Origin of the sequence: Glaesserella sp. (assembly GCF_041814905.1) — a bacterium.
GTDB lineage: Bacteria > Pseudomonadota > Gammaproteobacteria > Enterobacterales > Pasteurellaceae > Glaesserella.
On the sequence record NZ_JBGXYA010000078.1, the window covers coordinates 33,191 to 47,900 of the forward strand.

The 14,710-nt window shown below is 43.1% G+C and carries 13 protein-coding genes; 5 read left to right on the forward strand and 8 right to left on the reverse strand.

All coding sequences use genetic code 11. The features are described from left to right. Positions 1-317 precede the first annotated feature (317 nt). Entirely contained in the window at positions 318-1,601 is a 1,284-nt protein-coding gene (locus ACEYJ7_RS10595) for an NAD(P)/FAD-dependent oxidoreductase (RefSeq protein WP_373779065.1), read from the forward strand. Between the two features lie 37 nt (positions 1,602-1,638). On the opposite strand, the gene tsaD is transcribed toward ACEYJ7_RS10595, so the two are convergent. After that, positions 1,639-2,673 (reverse strand): tRNA (adenosine(37)-N6)-threonylcarbamoyltransferase complex transferase subunit TsaD, encoded by a 1,035-nt coding sequence (gene tsaD, locus ACEYJ7_RS10600; RefSeq protein WP_373779066.1) that lies wholly within the window; start codon positions 2,671-2,673, stop codon positions 1,639-1,641. An 85-nt stretch (positions 2,674-2,758) separates the two neighbouring features. Then, positions 2,759-3,538 carry an outer membrane protein assembly factor BamD gene (locus ACEYJ7_RS10605; RefSeq protein ID WP_373779067.1) on the reverse strand — a complete coding sequence of 260 codons (780 nt, stop codon included), beginning with the start codon at positions 3,536-3,538 and terminating at the stop codon, positions 2,759-2,761. Between the two features lie 144 nt (positions 3,539-3,682). Here ACEYJ7_RS10605 and rluD point away from each other — a divergent pair, with 144 nt between their 5' ends. After that, entirely contained in the window at positions 3,683-4,660 is a 978-nt protein-coding gene (gene rluD, locus ACEYJ7_RS10610) for a 23S rRNA pseudouridine(1911/1915/1917) synthase RluD (RefSeq protein ID WP_373779068.1), read from the forward strand. Positions 4,661-4,698: 38 nt separating this feature from the next. Here rluD and ACEYJ7_RS10615 read toward each other — a convergent pair whose 3' ends face one another. From ACEYJ7_RS10615 to ACEYJ7_RS10640, 6 genes are all read right to left on the reverse strand, one after another. Further along, on the reverse strand, positions 4,699-5,412 hold the full coding sequence (locus ACEYJ7_RS10615) for a YwiC-like family protein (protein ID WP_373779077.1): 714 nt from the start codon (positions 5,410-5,412) through the stop codon (positions 4,699-4,701). Between the two features lie 103 nt (positions 5,413-5,515). Next, positions 5,516-6,916: an ABC transporter ATP-binding protein gene (locus ACEYJ7_RS10620; protein ID WP_373779069.1), complete on the reverse strand. Its 1,401-nt coding sequence runs from the start codon at positions 6,914-6,916 to the stop codon at positions 5,516-5,518. Positions 6,917-6,986: 70 nt separating this feature from the next. Continuing rightward, positions 6,987-7,769, reverse strand: coding sequence for an ABC transporter permease (locus tag ACEYJ7_RS10625; RefSeq protein ID WP_373768190.1), 783 nt, complete (start codon positions 7,767-7,769; stop codon positions 6,987-6,989). After that, the gene (locus tag ACEYJ7_RS10630; RefSeq protein ID WP_373779078.1) at positions 7,766-8,710 is read right to left on the reverse strand and encodes an ABC transporter permease; all 945 of its coding nucleotides are present in this window, start codon (positions 8,708-8,710) and stop codon (positions 7,766-7,768) included. The genes ACEYJ7_RS10625 and ACEYJ7_RS10630 overlap by 4 nt, the downstream gene beginning before the upstream one ends. A gap of 134 nt (positions 8,711-8,844) precedes the next feature. Continuing rightward, positions 8,845-10,428: an ABC transporter substrate-binding protein gene (locus ACEYJ7_RS10635; RefSeq protein WP_373779070.1), complete on the reverse strand. Its 1,584-nt coding sequence runs from the start codon at positions 10,426-10,428 to the stop codon at positions 8,845-8,847. A 157-nt stretch (positions 10,429-10,585) separates the two neighbouring features. Beyond that, positions 10,586-11,437 carry a thymidylate synthase gene (locus tag ACEYJ7_RS10640; RefSeq protein ID WP_373779071.1) on the reverse strand — a complete coding sequence of 284 codons (852 nt, stop codon included), beginning with the start codon at positions 11,435-11,437 and terminating at the stop codon, positions 10,586-10,588. 90 nt (positions 11,438-11,527) lie between these two features. On the opposite strand from ACEYJ7_RS10640, the gene ACEYJ7_RS10645 reads away from it, so the two are divergent. From ACEYJ7_RS10645 to uvrC, 3 genes are all read left to right on the forward strand, one after another. Then, positions 11,528-12,058, forward strand: coding sequence for a hypothetical protein (locus tag ACEYJ7_RS10645; RefSeq protein WP_373779072.1), 531 nt, complete (start codon positions 11,528-11,530; stop codon positions 12,056-12,058). Between the two features lie 138 nt (positions 12,059-12,196). Then, positions 12,197-12,745 carry a CDP-diacylglycerol--glycerol-3-phosphate 3-phosphatidyltransferase gene (gene pgsA / locus ACEYJ7_RS10650; protein ID WP_373779073.1) on the forward strand — a complete coding sequence of 183 codons (549 nt, stop codon included), beginning with the start codon at positions 12,197-12,199 and terminating at the stop codon, positions 12,743-12,745. A gap of 42 nt (positions 12,746-12,787) precedes the next feature. Beyond that, a complete protein-coding gene (gene uvrC / locus ACEYJ7_RS10655; RefSeq protein ID WP_373779074.1) occupies positions 12,788-14,623 on the forward strand; it encodes an excinuclease ABC subunit UvrC in 1,836 nt (611 codons plus the stop codon). Positions 14,624-14,710 lie beyond the last annotated feature (87 nt).

Sequence of the window (14,710 nt, forward strand, 5' to 3'; positions counted from 1 at the left end):
GATAACTTTGTGGATTACTTTTTTTAAATAGGCTTAAACCTTGATGTTATATAGGGTTTTGCGTTCTCCTTTACAATTGAATACAAAATAACATGCTGTTTTAAATCAATAGGTTATGATTTTTCTAGGGATGTTTTATAAAAAAGTTGAAAATTTTCGGTTTTTTTCTATTGACAATGTCAGCCTGTGCAAAACTCCTCAAACAGACTATTTTTTTGTAATAAAAAATAATTTTAAAATGGCTAGACTTTATTTCATTTCGTTCTAAAATTCACTCCGTCAATATTGATTTCAATCAAATTTAATCGGAGCAAATTATGGAAACGATCGTAATCGTCGGAGGCGGTGCCGGCGGGTTAGAACTGGCAACTTATTTGGGTAATAAACTCGGTAAAAAGAAAAAGGCGAATATTATCTTAATTGATAAAAATATTAGTCATTTATGGAAGCCGCTCTTACATGAAGTTGCAACTGGCTCATTAGATGATGGTACGGATGCATTAAGTTATCGTGCTCACGCCAAAAATCACGGTTTTCAATTTCAACAAGGAAATTTAACCGAAGTAATTCCGGCAGAAAAAACAGTAGTGTTAGCTCCGATTTATAACGCGGATAATGAGCTGTTAGTTGCAGAACGCAAAATTAATTATGATAAATTAGTTATTGCCATTGGGAGCCGTTCAAATGATTTTAACACCCCGGGGGTAGCTGAACATTGTATTTTCTTAGATAGTTCCGAGCAGGCTAAACGGTTCCATGAACGTATGATGGAGCTATTTTTGAAATTCTCTAATAACAATGAGAAAGAAGTGCATATTGCGATTGTAGGCGGTGGAGCGACAGGGATAGAGCTGTCTGCGGAACTCTATAATGCAGTGAAATCTTTAAATTCCTATGGTTATGGTAAGTTAGATAATACCAGCTTGAAGGTCACTTTATTGGAAGCCGGGGACCGTTTATTACCGGCATTGCCTGAGCGTGTTTCCGCTTCTGCAATTAAAGAATTGCGTGCATTAGGTGTGGATGTATTAACGAACACTCCGGTGATTAAAGCTACTGCCGAAGGGCTTGTAACTAAATATGATGAAAACTTTAAAGCCGATTTGATGGTTTGGGCTGCGGGTGTTAAAGCTCCTGAAATTACGAAAAAATTTGGGTTTGAAACTAATCGCATTAACCAAATTGCGGTAAAAGATACACTCCAAACCTTAACGGATGATGCGGTATATGTGATCGGCGACTGCGCTTTCTTAATGCAGCCAAATGGCAAACCGGTTCCTCCTAGGGCTCAATCCGCACATCAGATGGCGACGATTTGCGGTAAAAATATTATTGCTCAGATGGAAGGTAAGCCGCTTAAACCTTTTGTATTTGACGACAAAGGCTCATTAGTTTCTTTCTCGCGTTTCGGTACGGTAGGCAGCCTAATGGGGAATTTAACTAAAGGCTCTATGTTTATTGAAGGAAAAATTGCTCGAATGGCATACCTTTCTCTCTACCGAATGCACCAAGTCGCGTTACACGGCTGTGTGAAAACCGGTTTGATTATGTTGGTTGGACGAATTAATCGATTCTTAAGACCGACGATGAAGCTACACTAACTGATAAAAAAATCCCCGAAAGGGGATTTTCTTATAGCTAAGCATTGATCGGCGGCAAATCTACCATAGGCCATCGTGGTTTGACGCTTACCGATAAATCGCTGCGTTCCCCTTGTTTTAAACGTAGGAAGCCGGCATAGGCAATCATTGCGCCGTTATCAGTACAGAATTGCGGACGGGGGTAAAAGACTTCACCGCCAATTTGTTGCATTAATTGGGCTAAATCGGTGCGTAGCTGCTTATTGGCACTTACTCCGCCGGCAATAACTAAACGTTTATAGCCGGTCTGTTGTAAAGCGCGACGACATTTAATCATTAACGTGTCGATGACCGCTTGTTGAAACGCATGGGCAATATCACAGCGGGTCTGCTGATCTAACAGACCATTTTCATCCGAATTAGCGCTAATGGTATTGGCTGCAAAGGTTTTTAAGCCGGAAAAGCTGAAATCTAATCCCGGTCTGTCTGTCATTGGACGCGGAAAAACAAAACGGTTTGGTGAGCCTTGTTCCGCTAATTTCGCCAATGCCGCGCCGCCCGGGTAATCCAAGCCGAGTAACTTAGCCGTTTTATCAAAGGCTTCGCCTGCGGCATCATCAATTGATTCACCGAGCAGCTCATATTCACCCACATTATCCACTTTCACCAGCTGGGTGTGTCCGCCGGATACCAATAAGGCGATAAATGGGAATTCCGGTACTTTTTCTTCCAACATCGGGGCGAGCAGATGCCCTTCCATATGGTGTACGCCAAGAGCAGGTACATTCCAGGCGTATGCAAGGGAACGGGCGATTGTTGAACCGACTAACAATGCGCCGACTAAGCCCGGACCTGCGGTATAGGCTATACCGTCAATATCTTTAGCAGCTAAATTAGCTTGCTTTAAGGCTGCTTGGATTAAGGGTAACGTTTTACGGATATGATCGCGTGAAGCAAGTTCTGGTACCACACCGCCGTAATCAGCGTGCATTTCGATTTGGCTGTAAAGTTGGTTTGCAACTAAACCTCGTTGTTCATCATAAATAGCAACACCGGTTTCATCGCAAGACGTTTCGATTCCTAGAATCCGCATAATCAATACTCAATAATAAAATGGGAAAGGGGCGAATTTCGCCCCCTTTGAAATTTGCAAAAAATGTGCTCTAACTGACCGCTTGTTAGAACTGCTCGCTATAAGACGGCTTACGGATGCTCGGATATGTTTTATCTTTATTGGTTTCAATTAACGCTGCAACTTTTTGCGCAGAGTCTTGGATACCCATGGACTCGAAAGATTTTTTTAAAAGCGGCAATGCTTGGTAAGTGGCTTCGCTTTCCGGGTAGAAACGCATCATTTCTTCAACACGATTTGCAACGGCGACATAGGCATCGCGTTCCATATAGAATTTAGCAATACCTAACTCGTGGCGAGCTAAACGATCTTTTAAATAGACCATCCAATTTTGTGCATCTTGTGCATATTGGCTTTGCGGATAATGTTGAATGAGAGTTTGGAAGCTGCCGTAAGCATTACGTACATTGTCGACGGAGCGGCCAGAATCATCAATACCGAAGAAATCCTGGACCCAGTTATCGGCCAAACGTGCATTGCTGAGTGCAGCAAGATAAACGACATAATCCATACTCGGGCTATTCGGATAAGTACGGGCAAAACGTTCTGCCGCATCAAGCGACTTGTAATATTCACCTAATTTATATTGTGCATAAATCATACTTAATTGAATTTGTTCGCCATAAGCCCCTTGTTGTGCGCGTATATCGACGGCTTCTAAATGGCGGATGGCGTTAGTATAGTCACCATCTTGTAAATAAGTTTGCCCTTGATTATATAACTCTTGTGCCGGCATACCTTCAAATTCATTTTTTTTAGAGCCAGAACAGCCTGAAACAATCAGACTCGCTAAAATTATCGAAGCAAGAGAAGTTAATTTACGCATAATGATTTTACCTATAAAAAGTGTCGCGAATTAATGTACAATGCGATTCGACTCAGCATTGTTTGCAAAGTTCATACGAAAAATGGTGCTATTCTATAGGACATCAATCAATAAGAAAATCATAAATTTGGAATTTTATAATTAATGACCCAACAAATTACATTACAAACCGAAGTGACTTCGGATTTATTAGGATCTCGTCTGGATCAGGCTCTTGCCCAATTGTTTCCGGATTATTCCCGCTCGCGTATTAAAGTGTGGATTGAAAATGATCAAGTCTACGTCAACGGTAAAATAGTCAATAAAGCCCGTGAGAAAGTATTCGGCGGAGAGCTCATTGAAATTCAAACGGAATTGGAAGAAGAAATTCGTTTTGAAGCGCAGGATATTCCGTTGAATATTGTGTATGAAGATGATGATATTTTAGTGATTAATAAACCGAAAGATCTCGTTGTTCATCCTGGTGCCGGCAATCCGAACGGTACAGTGTTAAACGCGCTATTACACCATTATCCGCAAATTGCTGAAGTTCCGCGAGCCGGTATTGTGCATCGTTTGGATAAAGATACGACAGGTTTAATGGTCGTTGCAAAGACTGTTCCGGCTCAAACTCGTTTAGTCACCATGTTACAAAAGCGGGAAATCACCCGCGAATATGAAGCTGTGGCAAGCGGGATTATGACTCAGGGCGGTAAAGTTGATGAACCGATGGCACGTCATCCGACTAAACGTACTGCAATGGCGGTACATCCGATGGGGAAACCTGCGGTTACTCACTATCGTATTATGGAGCGTTTCCGTAACTACACCCGCCTACGTTTACGCTTGGAAACCGGTCGTACGCACCAAATCCGTGTACATATGGCGCATATTACCCATCCGCTATTGGGCGATCAACTTTATGGCGGTCGCCCGCGTCCGCCAAAAGGGGCGAGCGAAGCATTTTTAGCGGTATTGCGTAATTTTAAACGTCAGGCATTGCACGCTGCGATGTTACGTTTACATCACCCGATCACCGGTGAACTCATGGAATGGCATGCTCCGCTACCGGATGATTTTGTTGAGTTGATTGAGGCGTTAAAGGCAGATTACTTATTGTATAAAGACGAACTGGACTATTAACATATTTTTACGCCGAGAGTAAGGTATTGCTCACGGCGTCATTTATTAAAAAATAAGCCGAGTAATAATATCGCAACCACCGCGAATTCAATCATTCCCACCTGCTTAATATTCAGCTGCTTTTTCGGTACAACGATTGCGCGAATTAACCCGACAAAATAAGCCGACATAATGCTGTATTGGCCTAATAGTCCGTAAATCAAGCCCAAAATTAGATGTGAGCCAATGCTTAGTTTCAAATAAAGCGGATTTTTACGTTCGCGTGCGACGCTTTTTACATAAAGCGTCGTTGCAATAAAAAACAGCGTCGGATCAATCAATATTGAAAAACGGTATTGAGAGGTTGCCAAGTAAAAACTTGCCATACCGATCACGCCGAAAGTCAAAATCCCCGCAATATCATTAATAAGATTACGTTCGTCTTTCTGCTTGGCATAATGAATTTGGATCAATACAAGCGGTAAGATTGGCAGCATAAATTGCAAAACGGCAAATTTATACAGCAATAGCGGTAAGGTAAAAACAGCACTGATTAACCCATAAATAATGGCCCATTTACGGTATTTATCGCGCTGTTTTTTATTAAATAACGACAAAAATGGGTAAGAAAAAAAATAGAGAAATAACCACGCTAGCCCAAGCCAAATATGCGGTAAGACAAATCGGCTCTCAAAAATACCATAAATAAACGGTACAAATGCCATCACTAACGCACCGTGTTGATTGGAAAATATCGGCTTATCTTTAAACATCACTTTAATTTTTATCGTTGGTGAAAAGCAGTAATATAACGAAAAGATGGGCGAATGAATATAGCTTAATCCCATATTTTCGGTTAATTCCAGCCTTACAACACTACCGATATTGCTCCAAATCAATGACCTTATCGCAGCTTTTTTCGATCAAGTGGTGATCGTGACTAACGATAATCAGCGCACAGTGATGTGCACGACACTGTTCGATTAATAACTTAATGGTTTCTTGCTGAGTAATCGGGTCAAGACGCGAGGTCACTTCATCGGCAAAAAGCAGGACGGGTTCCAGCAACAACGCACGTAAAATAGCAACCCGTTGTAATTCGCCTCCGGACACACTTTCGGCGCTGCGTTCTAAAATTTCCGGTGAAAGCGCCAACTGCGTAAGTAATCCCGGAATATGTGAACGATCAAGCTTGTGGTGATCGATCACATCGTCTAACAACGTTTTTAAACGGACAGACGGCGCAAAAGCTTCGGGCGGATCCTGATAAAGCTTTAATACTTGGTGTTTTTTATGTTGAGTACAATACCATTTTATCTCACCTGCTTTCGGTTTCAGCAAACCGCACAGAACGTCGGCAAGGGTGCTTTTGCCTATGCCACTGTATCCGACAATGCCTAAAATTTCGCCTTTATGCAGTTCGAAAGAAAGGTGTTTAAACAGTTCACGTTTGCCACGCGCAACCGTGAGATTATTGACTGATACAAGCGGTAAGTTTTGGCTTATTTTTTGCAAAAATGGCCAATGCTGAGGCGCGGCTGCGAGCAATGCTTTGGTGTAAGCGTTTTTCGGACGATTCAGAACGGCTTCCGCTTCACCTTGCTCGATCAATTTGCCTTTTTTCATAACAAAAATGTAGCCACCGAGAGCGGTTGCCACTTCAATATCGTGGGTGATCGTCAGCAAGCCACCGCCTGTTTCATAGGCTTGTTTCAGCAAGTTAATCACTTCCGCTTTGCTATTCGGATCTAGTCCTTTGGTGGGTTCATCAGCAAGCAGAATTTTCCCCCCTGATGCGGTCGCTATCGCAAAAGAAGCTCTTTGTGCCATACCGCCTGAAAGTTGGTGCGGATAGCGTTGTTGAGCTTGAGATAAACCCAGTTGAGTTAAAGAAATCTCGCTCGCTTTTTCCGCATTTTTTTGGTTTAAACCAGCGACAAAACGAAAACTTTCCCACAGTTGTCGGCTAATTCGCATCAGTGGATTTAATGAACGGCGTGGCTCTTGGGGCAACATCACTAAGGTTTTGCCCCAAAGAGATTGCAAGCGGTCGGATTGCCCGTCTATTTTGCAATTTTCCACCACAATCTCACCGCTTGCGGTTAAGCCTTGCGGTAAAGCTCCCATAATCGCTTGAATTAACAGGCTTTTTCCTGAACCTGTTTCGCCTAAAATGGTGATGTTTTTGCCACGTTCAAGACAAAAACTGATCGGTTCGACCAGCTCAATGCCATCGAGTGTTTGAACAGTGACGTTGGTTATTTTGAGTAATGACACGGTATATCTCTTTTTTATGTTGGGTGTTAATAAAACATCTCCCCTCTTTAGTAAAGAGGGGAACATTTACTTACTTCACCTTCCCCGCCAACAACTGTAAGCTAAATACCAATAGGAACACAGCAATCACAGGTTGCAGGAAAATCAGTGGGGCTTGATAGTAATAGGGGAACAGCTCCGTCATCATCAGCCCCAATTCAGCCGTAGGCGGTCGCAATCCCACGCTGACAAACCCCAGTGTCGCAAGGGCTAAAATCGCATTACCGATTGAAAATGCGGTTAATGTGGCAACCATCGGCAATAAACGCGGGAATAGATGACGTTTAATGCAATAAAACCAAGGCATTCCCATCAAACGAGAAGATTGCAGTTCTGAGCTGGAGGCAAGGGTACTGGTGATCGCTCTGATAACACGGAAAAATTCAACCCAAATCACTAAGGCAATGCCTAAATAGAGTGTCCAAAATGAACCAGGGGAGAGCGAAGCAAACAATAAAATCAGCAATAAACCCGGTAATGCCATCACCAAATCACAGATAAAGCTAAACAGGCGATCTAACCAACCGCCGAATAATCCAGCCAGAATACCGAATAACAAGCCTGCCACCAATGCACAAGCGACGCTAAACAGCGATAAACCGAATGAAAGTCGAATGGCAGAGGCAAGACGGGCAAACATGTCTCGCCCTAAATGATCGGTGCCAAACCAACTTTCTGCGTCAGGGCTTGCCAACATATTGCTGAGATCTTGAAAACCAATATCCATCGGGTAGAAATAAGGCTGTAAAAATGCAGTGGCGAGTAACAGTAGCAGTAACAAGGCTCCGCAACGTTGTCCAACGGTTAATTTCATACTGTTCCCCCTTCACGAATACGTGGATCAATCCACGCATTAAGCAGATCGGCGAGCATATTGAGTACCACAAATAATCCCCCCATTACTAATGCAGTGCCTTGTATCATCGGCACATCTCGTGCAATGATGGCGTGAACTAAGGCGTGTCCGCTTCCTGGCCAAGCAAAAAGGCTTTCAACGATCACCACCCCTTCAATCAGGTAAACCAGTTGTACGCTATGATAAGCAATCACAGGCACGGCGATATTCGGGATCCCGTGTCGCACAAAGGTCTGCCAACGACTTAAGCCTTTGAGTTGAGCAAATTGATAGTAATCGGATTGCATTACCTGCACCATCGCTTGACGTGTCACACGCACCGAAACGGCACTTAACCCTATCGCTAAAGTAAGTGCAGGCAAAACAAAATGCAATGCCGTGCCGTATCCGCCTGCAGGTAGCCATTTCAACTGAACGGAAAAGAGCGTAATCAACCCAATCGCAATAATAAAAGCCGGCACGGCACGGAATAGACTGCTTAAGACTAAGGTCAAGCGGTCAAATACGCCGTTCGGTTTACGCGCCGATAATACGCCTAAGGTGGGGCCGATAAGCAAGGCTAACAGTAAGGCTATCACGGCGAGACTAAAAGTATGCCCGAATTGATGTTCAATTTCGTGCCAAACGCTGTCGCCTGTGACTAACGATTTACCTAAGTTAAACTGCACCAAATCCGCTAACCAACTGCCGTAGGTCTGCCACCAAGGTTGATCCAACCCAAGTTCTGCTCGCACCATTTCTGCTGCGGCAGCATCGGTTTGATCATAACCGTAGCGACTTGCCGCAATACGATATGCCATATCGCCCGACAGTTGCCGAGTTAAAATAAAAGTTAAAGTCCCGACTGACCAAATCACCAAAAGGATTTGGGATAGTCGTCTGAATAAAATAGAAAGCACGGGGATCCTATTCAATAAATATAGTAAACCATAAAAATTCGTAGGGGCGGGGTTTATCCCCGCCCGAAACAGCATAAACATTTTAACGGGCGGGGATAAACCCCGCCCCTACGAATGCCACATAAAAATATTTTTTATTTACTCAACAACTCCAAAAAGAACCGTCTTTCAAAAGGATCTAAAGTCACATTTTTCACGTCTTTATGTGCCACCACATTTTGCTGATAATACACCACAGGAATAATCGGCAGTTCATCGTGAATAATTTGGCTCACCGTCTGTTTTAACGCCTTCGCTTTTTGCGGATCACGTTCTGTTTCAAGCTGGGTTAAGGCGTTGTCTAATGTCACATTTTGCCAATTCATCACACCCCAATCGCTTCCTGTTTTCGCATAATCCTGCACGATCACGCCAAAAGGATCTAAGGTTTTACCATAATTTAACGCATAAAGAGCCATCTCTAAACTGCCGTCTTGATGTCCGGCAGGAATTTCACTGAAGTTACCGACAGACACATTCACATCAACGCCAATCTGTTTCCACTGGGCTTGCAAAATCGTCGCAATCATCGGCAATTCAGGGCGATCAGAGAAAGTGCGTAAGGTGAAACTAAACGGCTTGCCGTCTTTGGTCAGCTTGCCTTCGCTATTAAATTCATAACCGCGAGCGGTCAGATCTGCTTTGATTTTTGCAAGATCAGGTTTTGCCGTTGTTGTATCAATTCGCCATTCCGCAAAGGCTTTCGGCAGAATTTGATCGGCTTCGCCCCCTTCGATTTTTAACACATATTCCGCAATCGCTTTGCGATCAATCGCTTCACTTAAGGCTTTACGCACCGCTAAATCATTGAAGAATGGTTTTGCCACGTCCATTTTAAGCTGAATAGTTCGAGCAATAGACACACTGGTTAAATTCAAATTCGGATCAGTTTTCAAACGTTCCACACTGGCGGTATCAAGATTAAACACCAACGCGGATTTATCGCTTTGTGCCATCAGCATTCGGGTTTCACTACGGCTACTTGCAAGGTAGTTCGCTTGAGCCAGTTTCGGCTTATTACCCCAATACTGCTCAAAACGTACCGCTTCCAATTTTTGTGGAGCTTCAATTTTGGTCGCTTTAAACGCCCCCGTGCCGATCACTTGGGTCACTTCCCCTTTGTCGTTATAGCTTTCTGGAGCAAGAATAATCGCAGTGTAGTGTGTTAAAAAAGATGGAAACGGCACAAAAGATTTGGTTAAACCAATTTGAATTTCTGTCGGGCTGACCGCTTGAATATCTTTAATAAAGGCTTTTTGCAACATTCCCGGTTTCGACAATGCAATATTTAAGCTGTTTGCCACCGCTTGTGCCGTCAAAGGTTGCCCATTGTGAAAGGTCACATTCGGACGCAGTTTAAAGGTCCAAAGGGTCGCATCATCATTGCTATTCCATTCTGTCGCCAACCCTGCAACGAGTTCCCCTTGTAAATTCGCTTCCAATAAGGTTTCCGCTAAATTCATACGTTGAAAAATCATCCCTGTCTGGTTCGGATCAAGGCTATTGATTTCCCAAGGAGCAACCACTGTTGCCAGAGCAAGTTCATCATTTTGCTGTGTTTGAGTTGTCGGTTCCGCTGGTTTTGTGGATTCTGGTGCTACGGCTTTATCACCTTGAAAATAGTGAACCGCCAGTACAGCAAGACCTACAACAAGAAATGGGGCGAGGAATTTTTTCATTGTTATATCCTTAAAATAATAATGGTTTTTAAAGGGCGTGTATTGTGCCATAAATTCCATAAAAAAATAGTGGGATATTAACAATTTTGCAAAAAAAGTGAAAAAATAGACCGCTTGTTTTAAAAGAAAGGGGCAAATTGTGATTTGCCCCGATAGATTACACTGAGAAAGGATATTGAATACTTGGATGAAATTCGTAGCCTTCAACTTCAAAATCCGCCAATGTCACCCAAGTTTCCAAATCTTCTAGGGATTTGATATCCGGATTGATTTTGAGTGTTGGGGCTTTAAACGGAGTGCGTTTTAGTTGTACATCCCGCATTAATTCCAGCTGATCTTCATAAATATGCGCATTCACAATTTTATGGAATGCTTGCCCTGCTTGGTGTCCTGTAATTTGTGCCATTAATGCCAGGAAAGTGTAACATTGGATCATATTCCAGTTTAACCCGAGTGGAACATCGGCAGAACGTTGTGTGCTGTTCAAATAAAGTGTGCCATCTAACAGTGAAAAATGGTGGCTGTGTAAACACGGGCGTAGGCAGCCCATATGGAAAGCTCCAGGGTGATAAAAGGTATAAATCTCACCACGATTATCGACACCACGTTTAAGATCATCGACAATTTGACGCAACAAATCGACACTGCCACCGCCGACTTTCGGGAAGTTTCGTCCGACCGCACCATAAACCAGTCCCATATCATCTTCGCCTTTGCGATGTGGGTTCGCCAGCCAAGCCGCATTTTCATTGGCATTTGCATCCCACGATTTTGTACCAAGCTGACGGAAATCTGCAGCATTATCATAACCACGGATATAACCAAGTAATTCCGCAATCGCCGCTTTCCAAAAACTTTTGCGTGTAGTCACAAGGGGAAATTCACCCTTTGCCACATCGTAAGTTAAATCGGCGTTAATCACGGTCAAACAGCGCTTACCAGTCCGTTCGTTTTCGATCCATTTACCTTGTTCCACAATGCGCTGGCATAAATCTAAATATTGTTTCATACTTTCTCCAAAAAAGAATTTGAGTAATTTTGCAAGTTATTTGTTAAAATTGCACTAAGTTTTTTAATTAAAGATGGCAAGGAGCAGATTATGAAATCTTTATTTAAATCTTTTTTCGTGGTTTCTGCATTGTTTGTGATTGCGGCATGTAGCGGTAAAAGCGGTTGGAATCGTATTCCGGATGCCGAAATCGACCAAAAATCTTATGCGATCGGTTATGGTGCAACAGCGCAAACCTACTTGGACCGCGTGAACGAAAATTATGATATAGATTCATTTATGCAGGGCGTGGATGATTGGTTCAATAAAAGAGTGAATCTGCCGATTGAACAGATCCGCGCAAGTTTATTAAACCGTATGTTAGATCATGATGTGTATGCTTATTATAGCGGTGTGCTGTATGCTGCGGAACTTCAAGCCAATTCAAATCGTTTAAGCCCGACCTGCTGGTCTTTTGTACATACCAACAGCATTACCCAAGGTATTCATGATGCGATGATGGATCTGCAAAAAAATAAAGTGCGGGACGATGAATATATTCATAAAGGGGCGGAGCAGATTCTTCATCTTTGTGTAGAACAAGTGGAAGCGGATGCGAAAAAAGCGAAAAGCGGAAAATAACGTTTCTCCTCTGACAAGCGGTCAGTTTCAGTCAGAAATTTGCAAATTTTTCCTTGAAACCGACCGCTTGTCTCTTTCTTATTCGCGCTGCTTTTAATAGAATGTGTCTAGATTTTACCCGATGCGGATAACCTAAAAATGAAGTTAAACATCCCAACCTATTTGACCTTATTCAGAGTGGCACTGATTCCACTCTTTATTTTGTCGTTCTATTTACCCATTCCTTATTCTCCGGAAATTACCACGTTCATTTTCTTCATTGCTTCAATGACGGATTGGTTTGACGGTTATTTGGCGCGTAAATGGGATCAAACAACTCGTTTAGGGGCATTTTTAGATCCTGTGGCAGATAAAGTTTTAGTCGCGATTGCATTGGTGTCTGTGGTCGAATATTACCATACTTGGTGGATCAGTATTCCGGCTGGTATTATGATTGCCCGTGAGATTATTATTTCGGCATTACGTGAGTGGATGGCTGAGTTAGGCGAACGGGCGAGTGTGGCGGTGTCGATTTGGGGTAAAGTGAAAACGACTGCACAAATGTTGGCTTTGGGCGGTTTGTTATGGCGACAAGCACCGTGGATGGAATATACTGCGTTTGCCTTGCTTTATATCGCTGCGATTTTAACCATTTGGTCGATGTTGCAATACTTGAAAGCATCTAAAGGCAGCTTATTAAAATCCTAAATCCCCCTTACTCCCCCTTTTTCAAAGGGGGAAATGTTGATTATGTCAAAATTCAATTCCAAACAATTTCTTGCCGATACACCACATAACCCCGGTGTTTATCGTATGTATGACGATAAAGGCACGATTATCTATGTCGGCAAGGCAAAAGATTTAAAAAAACGTCTGTCCAGCTATTTTCGTAGCCATCTTGCCAGCCGAAAAACAGAAGCCTTAGTATCGCAAATTGCTCATATTGATACCACTATTACCCATTCGGAAACAGAAGCCTTACTGTTGGAACACAATTACATTAAGGAAAATCAACCGAAATACAATGTGTTGCTCCGTGACGATAAATCTTACCCTTATATTTTGCTCACCAAACACCAACACCCACGTTTAGCCAGTTTTCGGGGTAGCAAAAAAATTGCTGGGGAATATTTTGGGCCTTATCCCAATGCCGGAGCGGTGCGAGAAACCTTAAATCTGCTACAAAAACTGTTTCCGATCCGCCAATGCGAAGACAGCTACTATAAAAACCGTTCTCGCCCTTGTTTACAATATCAAATCGGGCGTTGCCTTGCCCCTTGCGTGGAAGGCGTTTATTCCCAACGAGAATACGATCAGCAGGTGGAATATGTCCGCTTGTTTTTACAAGGCAAAGATCAGCAAGTGATCGAACATTTGATCGGCAAAATGGAAAAGGCTGCGGAAGATCTGGATTTTGAAGCTGCAGCCCGTTTTCGAGATCAAATTCAGCAGGTTCGAGCGGTCACTGAAAAGCAATTTGTATCGAACGAACGCTTGGACGATCTCGATATTATTTCGATTGCCTATCAACATGGCATTGCTTGCGTGCATATTCTGTTTGTACGACAAGGGAAAGTGTTAGGTAGCCGAAGCTATTTCCCGAAAGTACCGAGCCATACGGAACTTGCCGAATTAAGCGACACTTTTATCGGGCAGTTTTATTTGCAGATGAACCAACATCGCACCATTCCGCATCAAATCATTATCGATCACCCCGTGAGCGAAGTGGAAGCCTTAGAAAAGGTATTGTCGGAACAGGCAGGACATAAAGTGAGTATTACCGATAAGGTGCGTGGCGAAAAAAGCCGTTATCTTGCGCTTGCCAAAACGAATGCAATGGCGGCATTGACCTTACAGCTCAAGCAAGACGCTCGTATTCAAACCCGTTATGAAGCCTTACAAGCGGTGCTTTCTTTGCCAAAAATTGCAAGAATGGAATGTTTTGACATCAGTCACACGATGGGCGAACAAACGGTCGCTTCTTGCGTGGTGTTTGATGAAAATGGGCCGCTAAAATCCGACTATCGCCGTTTCAACATTGAAGGCATTACCGGGGGCGATGATTATGCTGCGATGGAACAAGCCCTGCTTAAGCGTTACGATAAACCGCTTCCGCCTGAAAAAATCCCCGATATTATCTTTATTGATGGCGGAAAAGGGCAGTTAAACCGAGCTTTAGACACCTTTGCCAATCTCAAGGTGGAATGGGATAAATCCAAACCGTTACTTATCGGCGTGGCAAAAGGCGTAGAACGCAAAGCGGGGCTAGAAACCTTGCTGATCAGCAAATGGGACAAGGAAATCCACTTACCGCCCGACAGCCCTGCGTTACATTTAATTCAGCATATCCGTGATGAATCCCATAACCACGCCATTAGCGGACACCGTAAAAAACGGCAAAAAGCCTTTACCGAAAGTGGTTTAGAGTCAATCGCCGGTGTCGGAGCTAAACGCCGTCAAGCCTTACTGAAATATCTTGGCGGTATGCAAGGGGTAAAAGCAGCGACTTTAGAAGAAATTCAGTCTGTACCGGGGATTTCCGCTTCCCTTGCGGAAACGATTTTTGATACCTTACATCATGGTTAAATTGCACCCATCAGGCGAATAATGCTATTATTCGCCTTAATTTTTAAGGCAAATAAGCAAGGTAATCGCCTGATGAATCACTTAAAC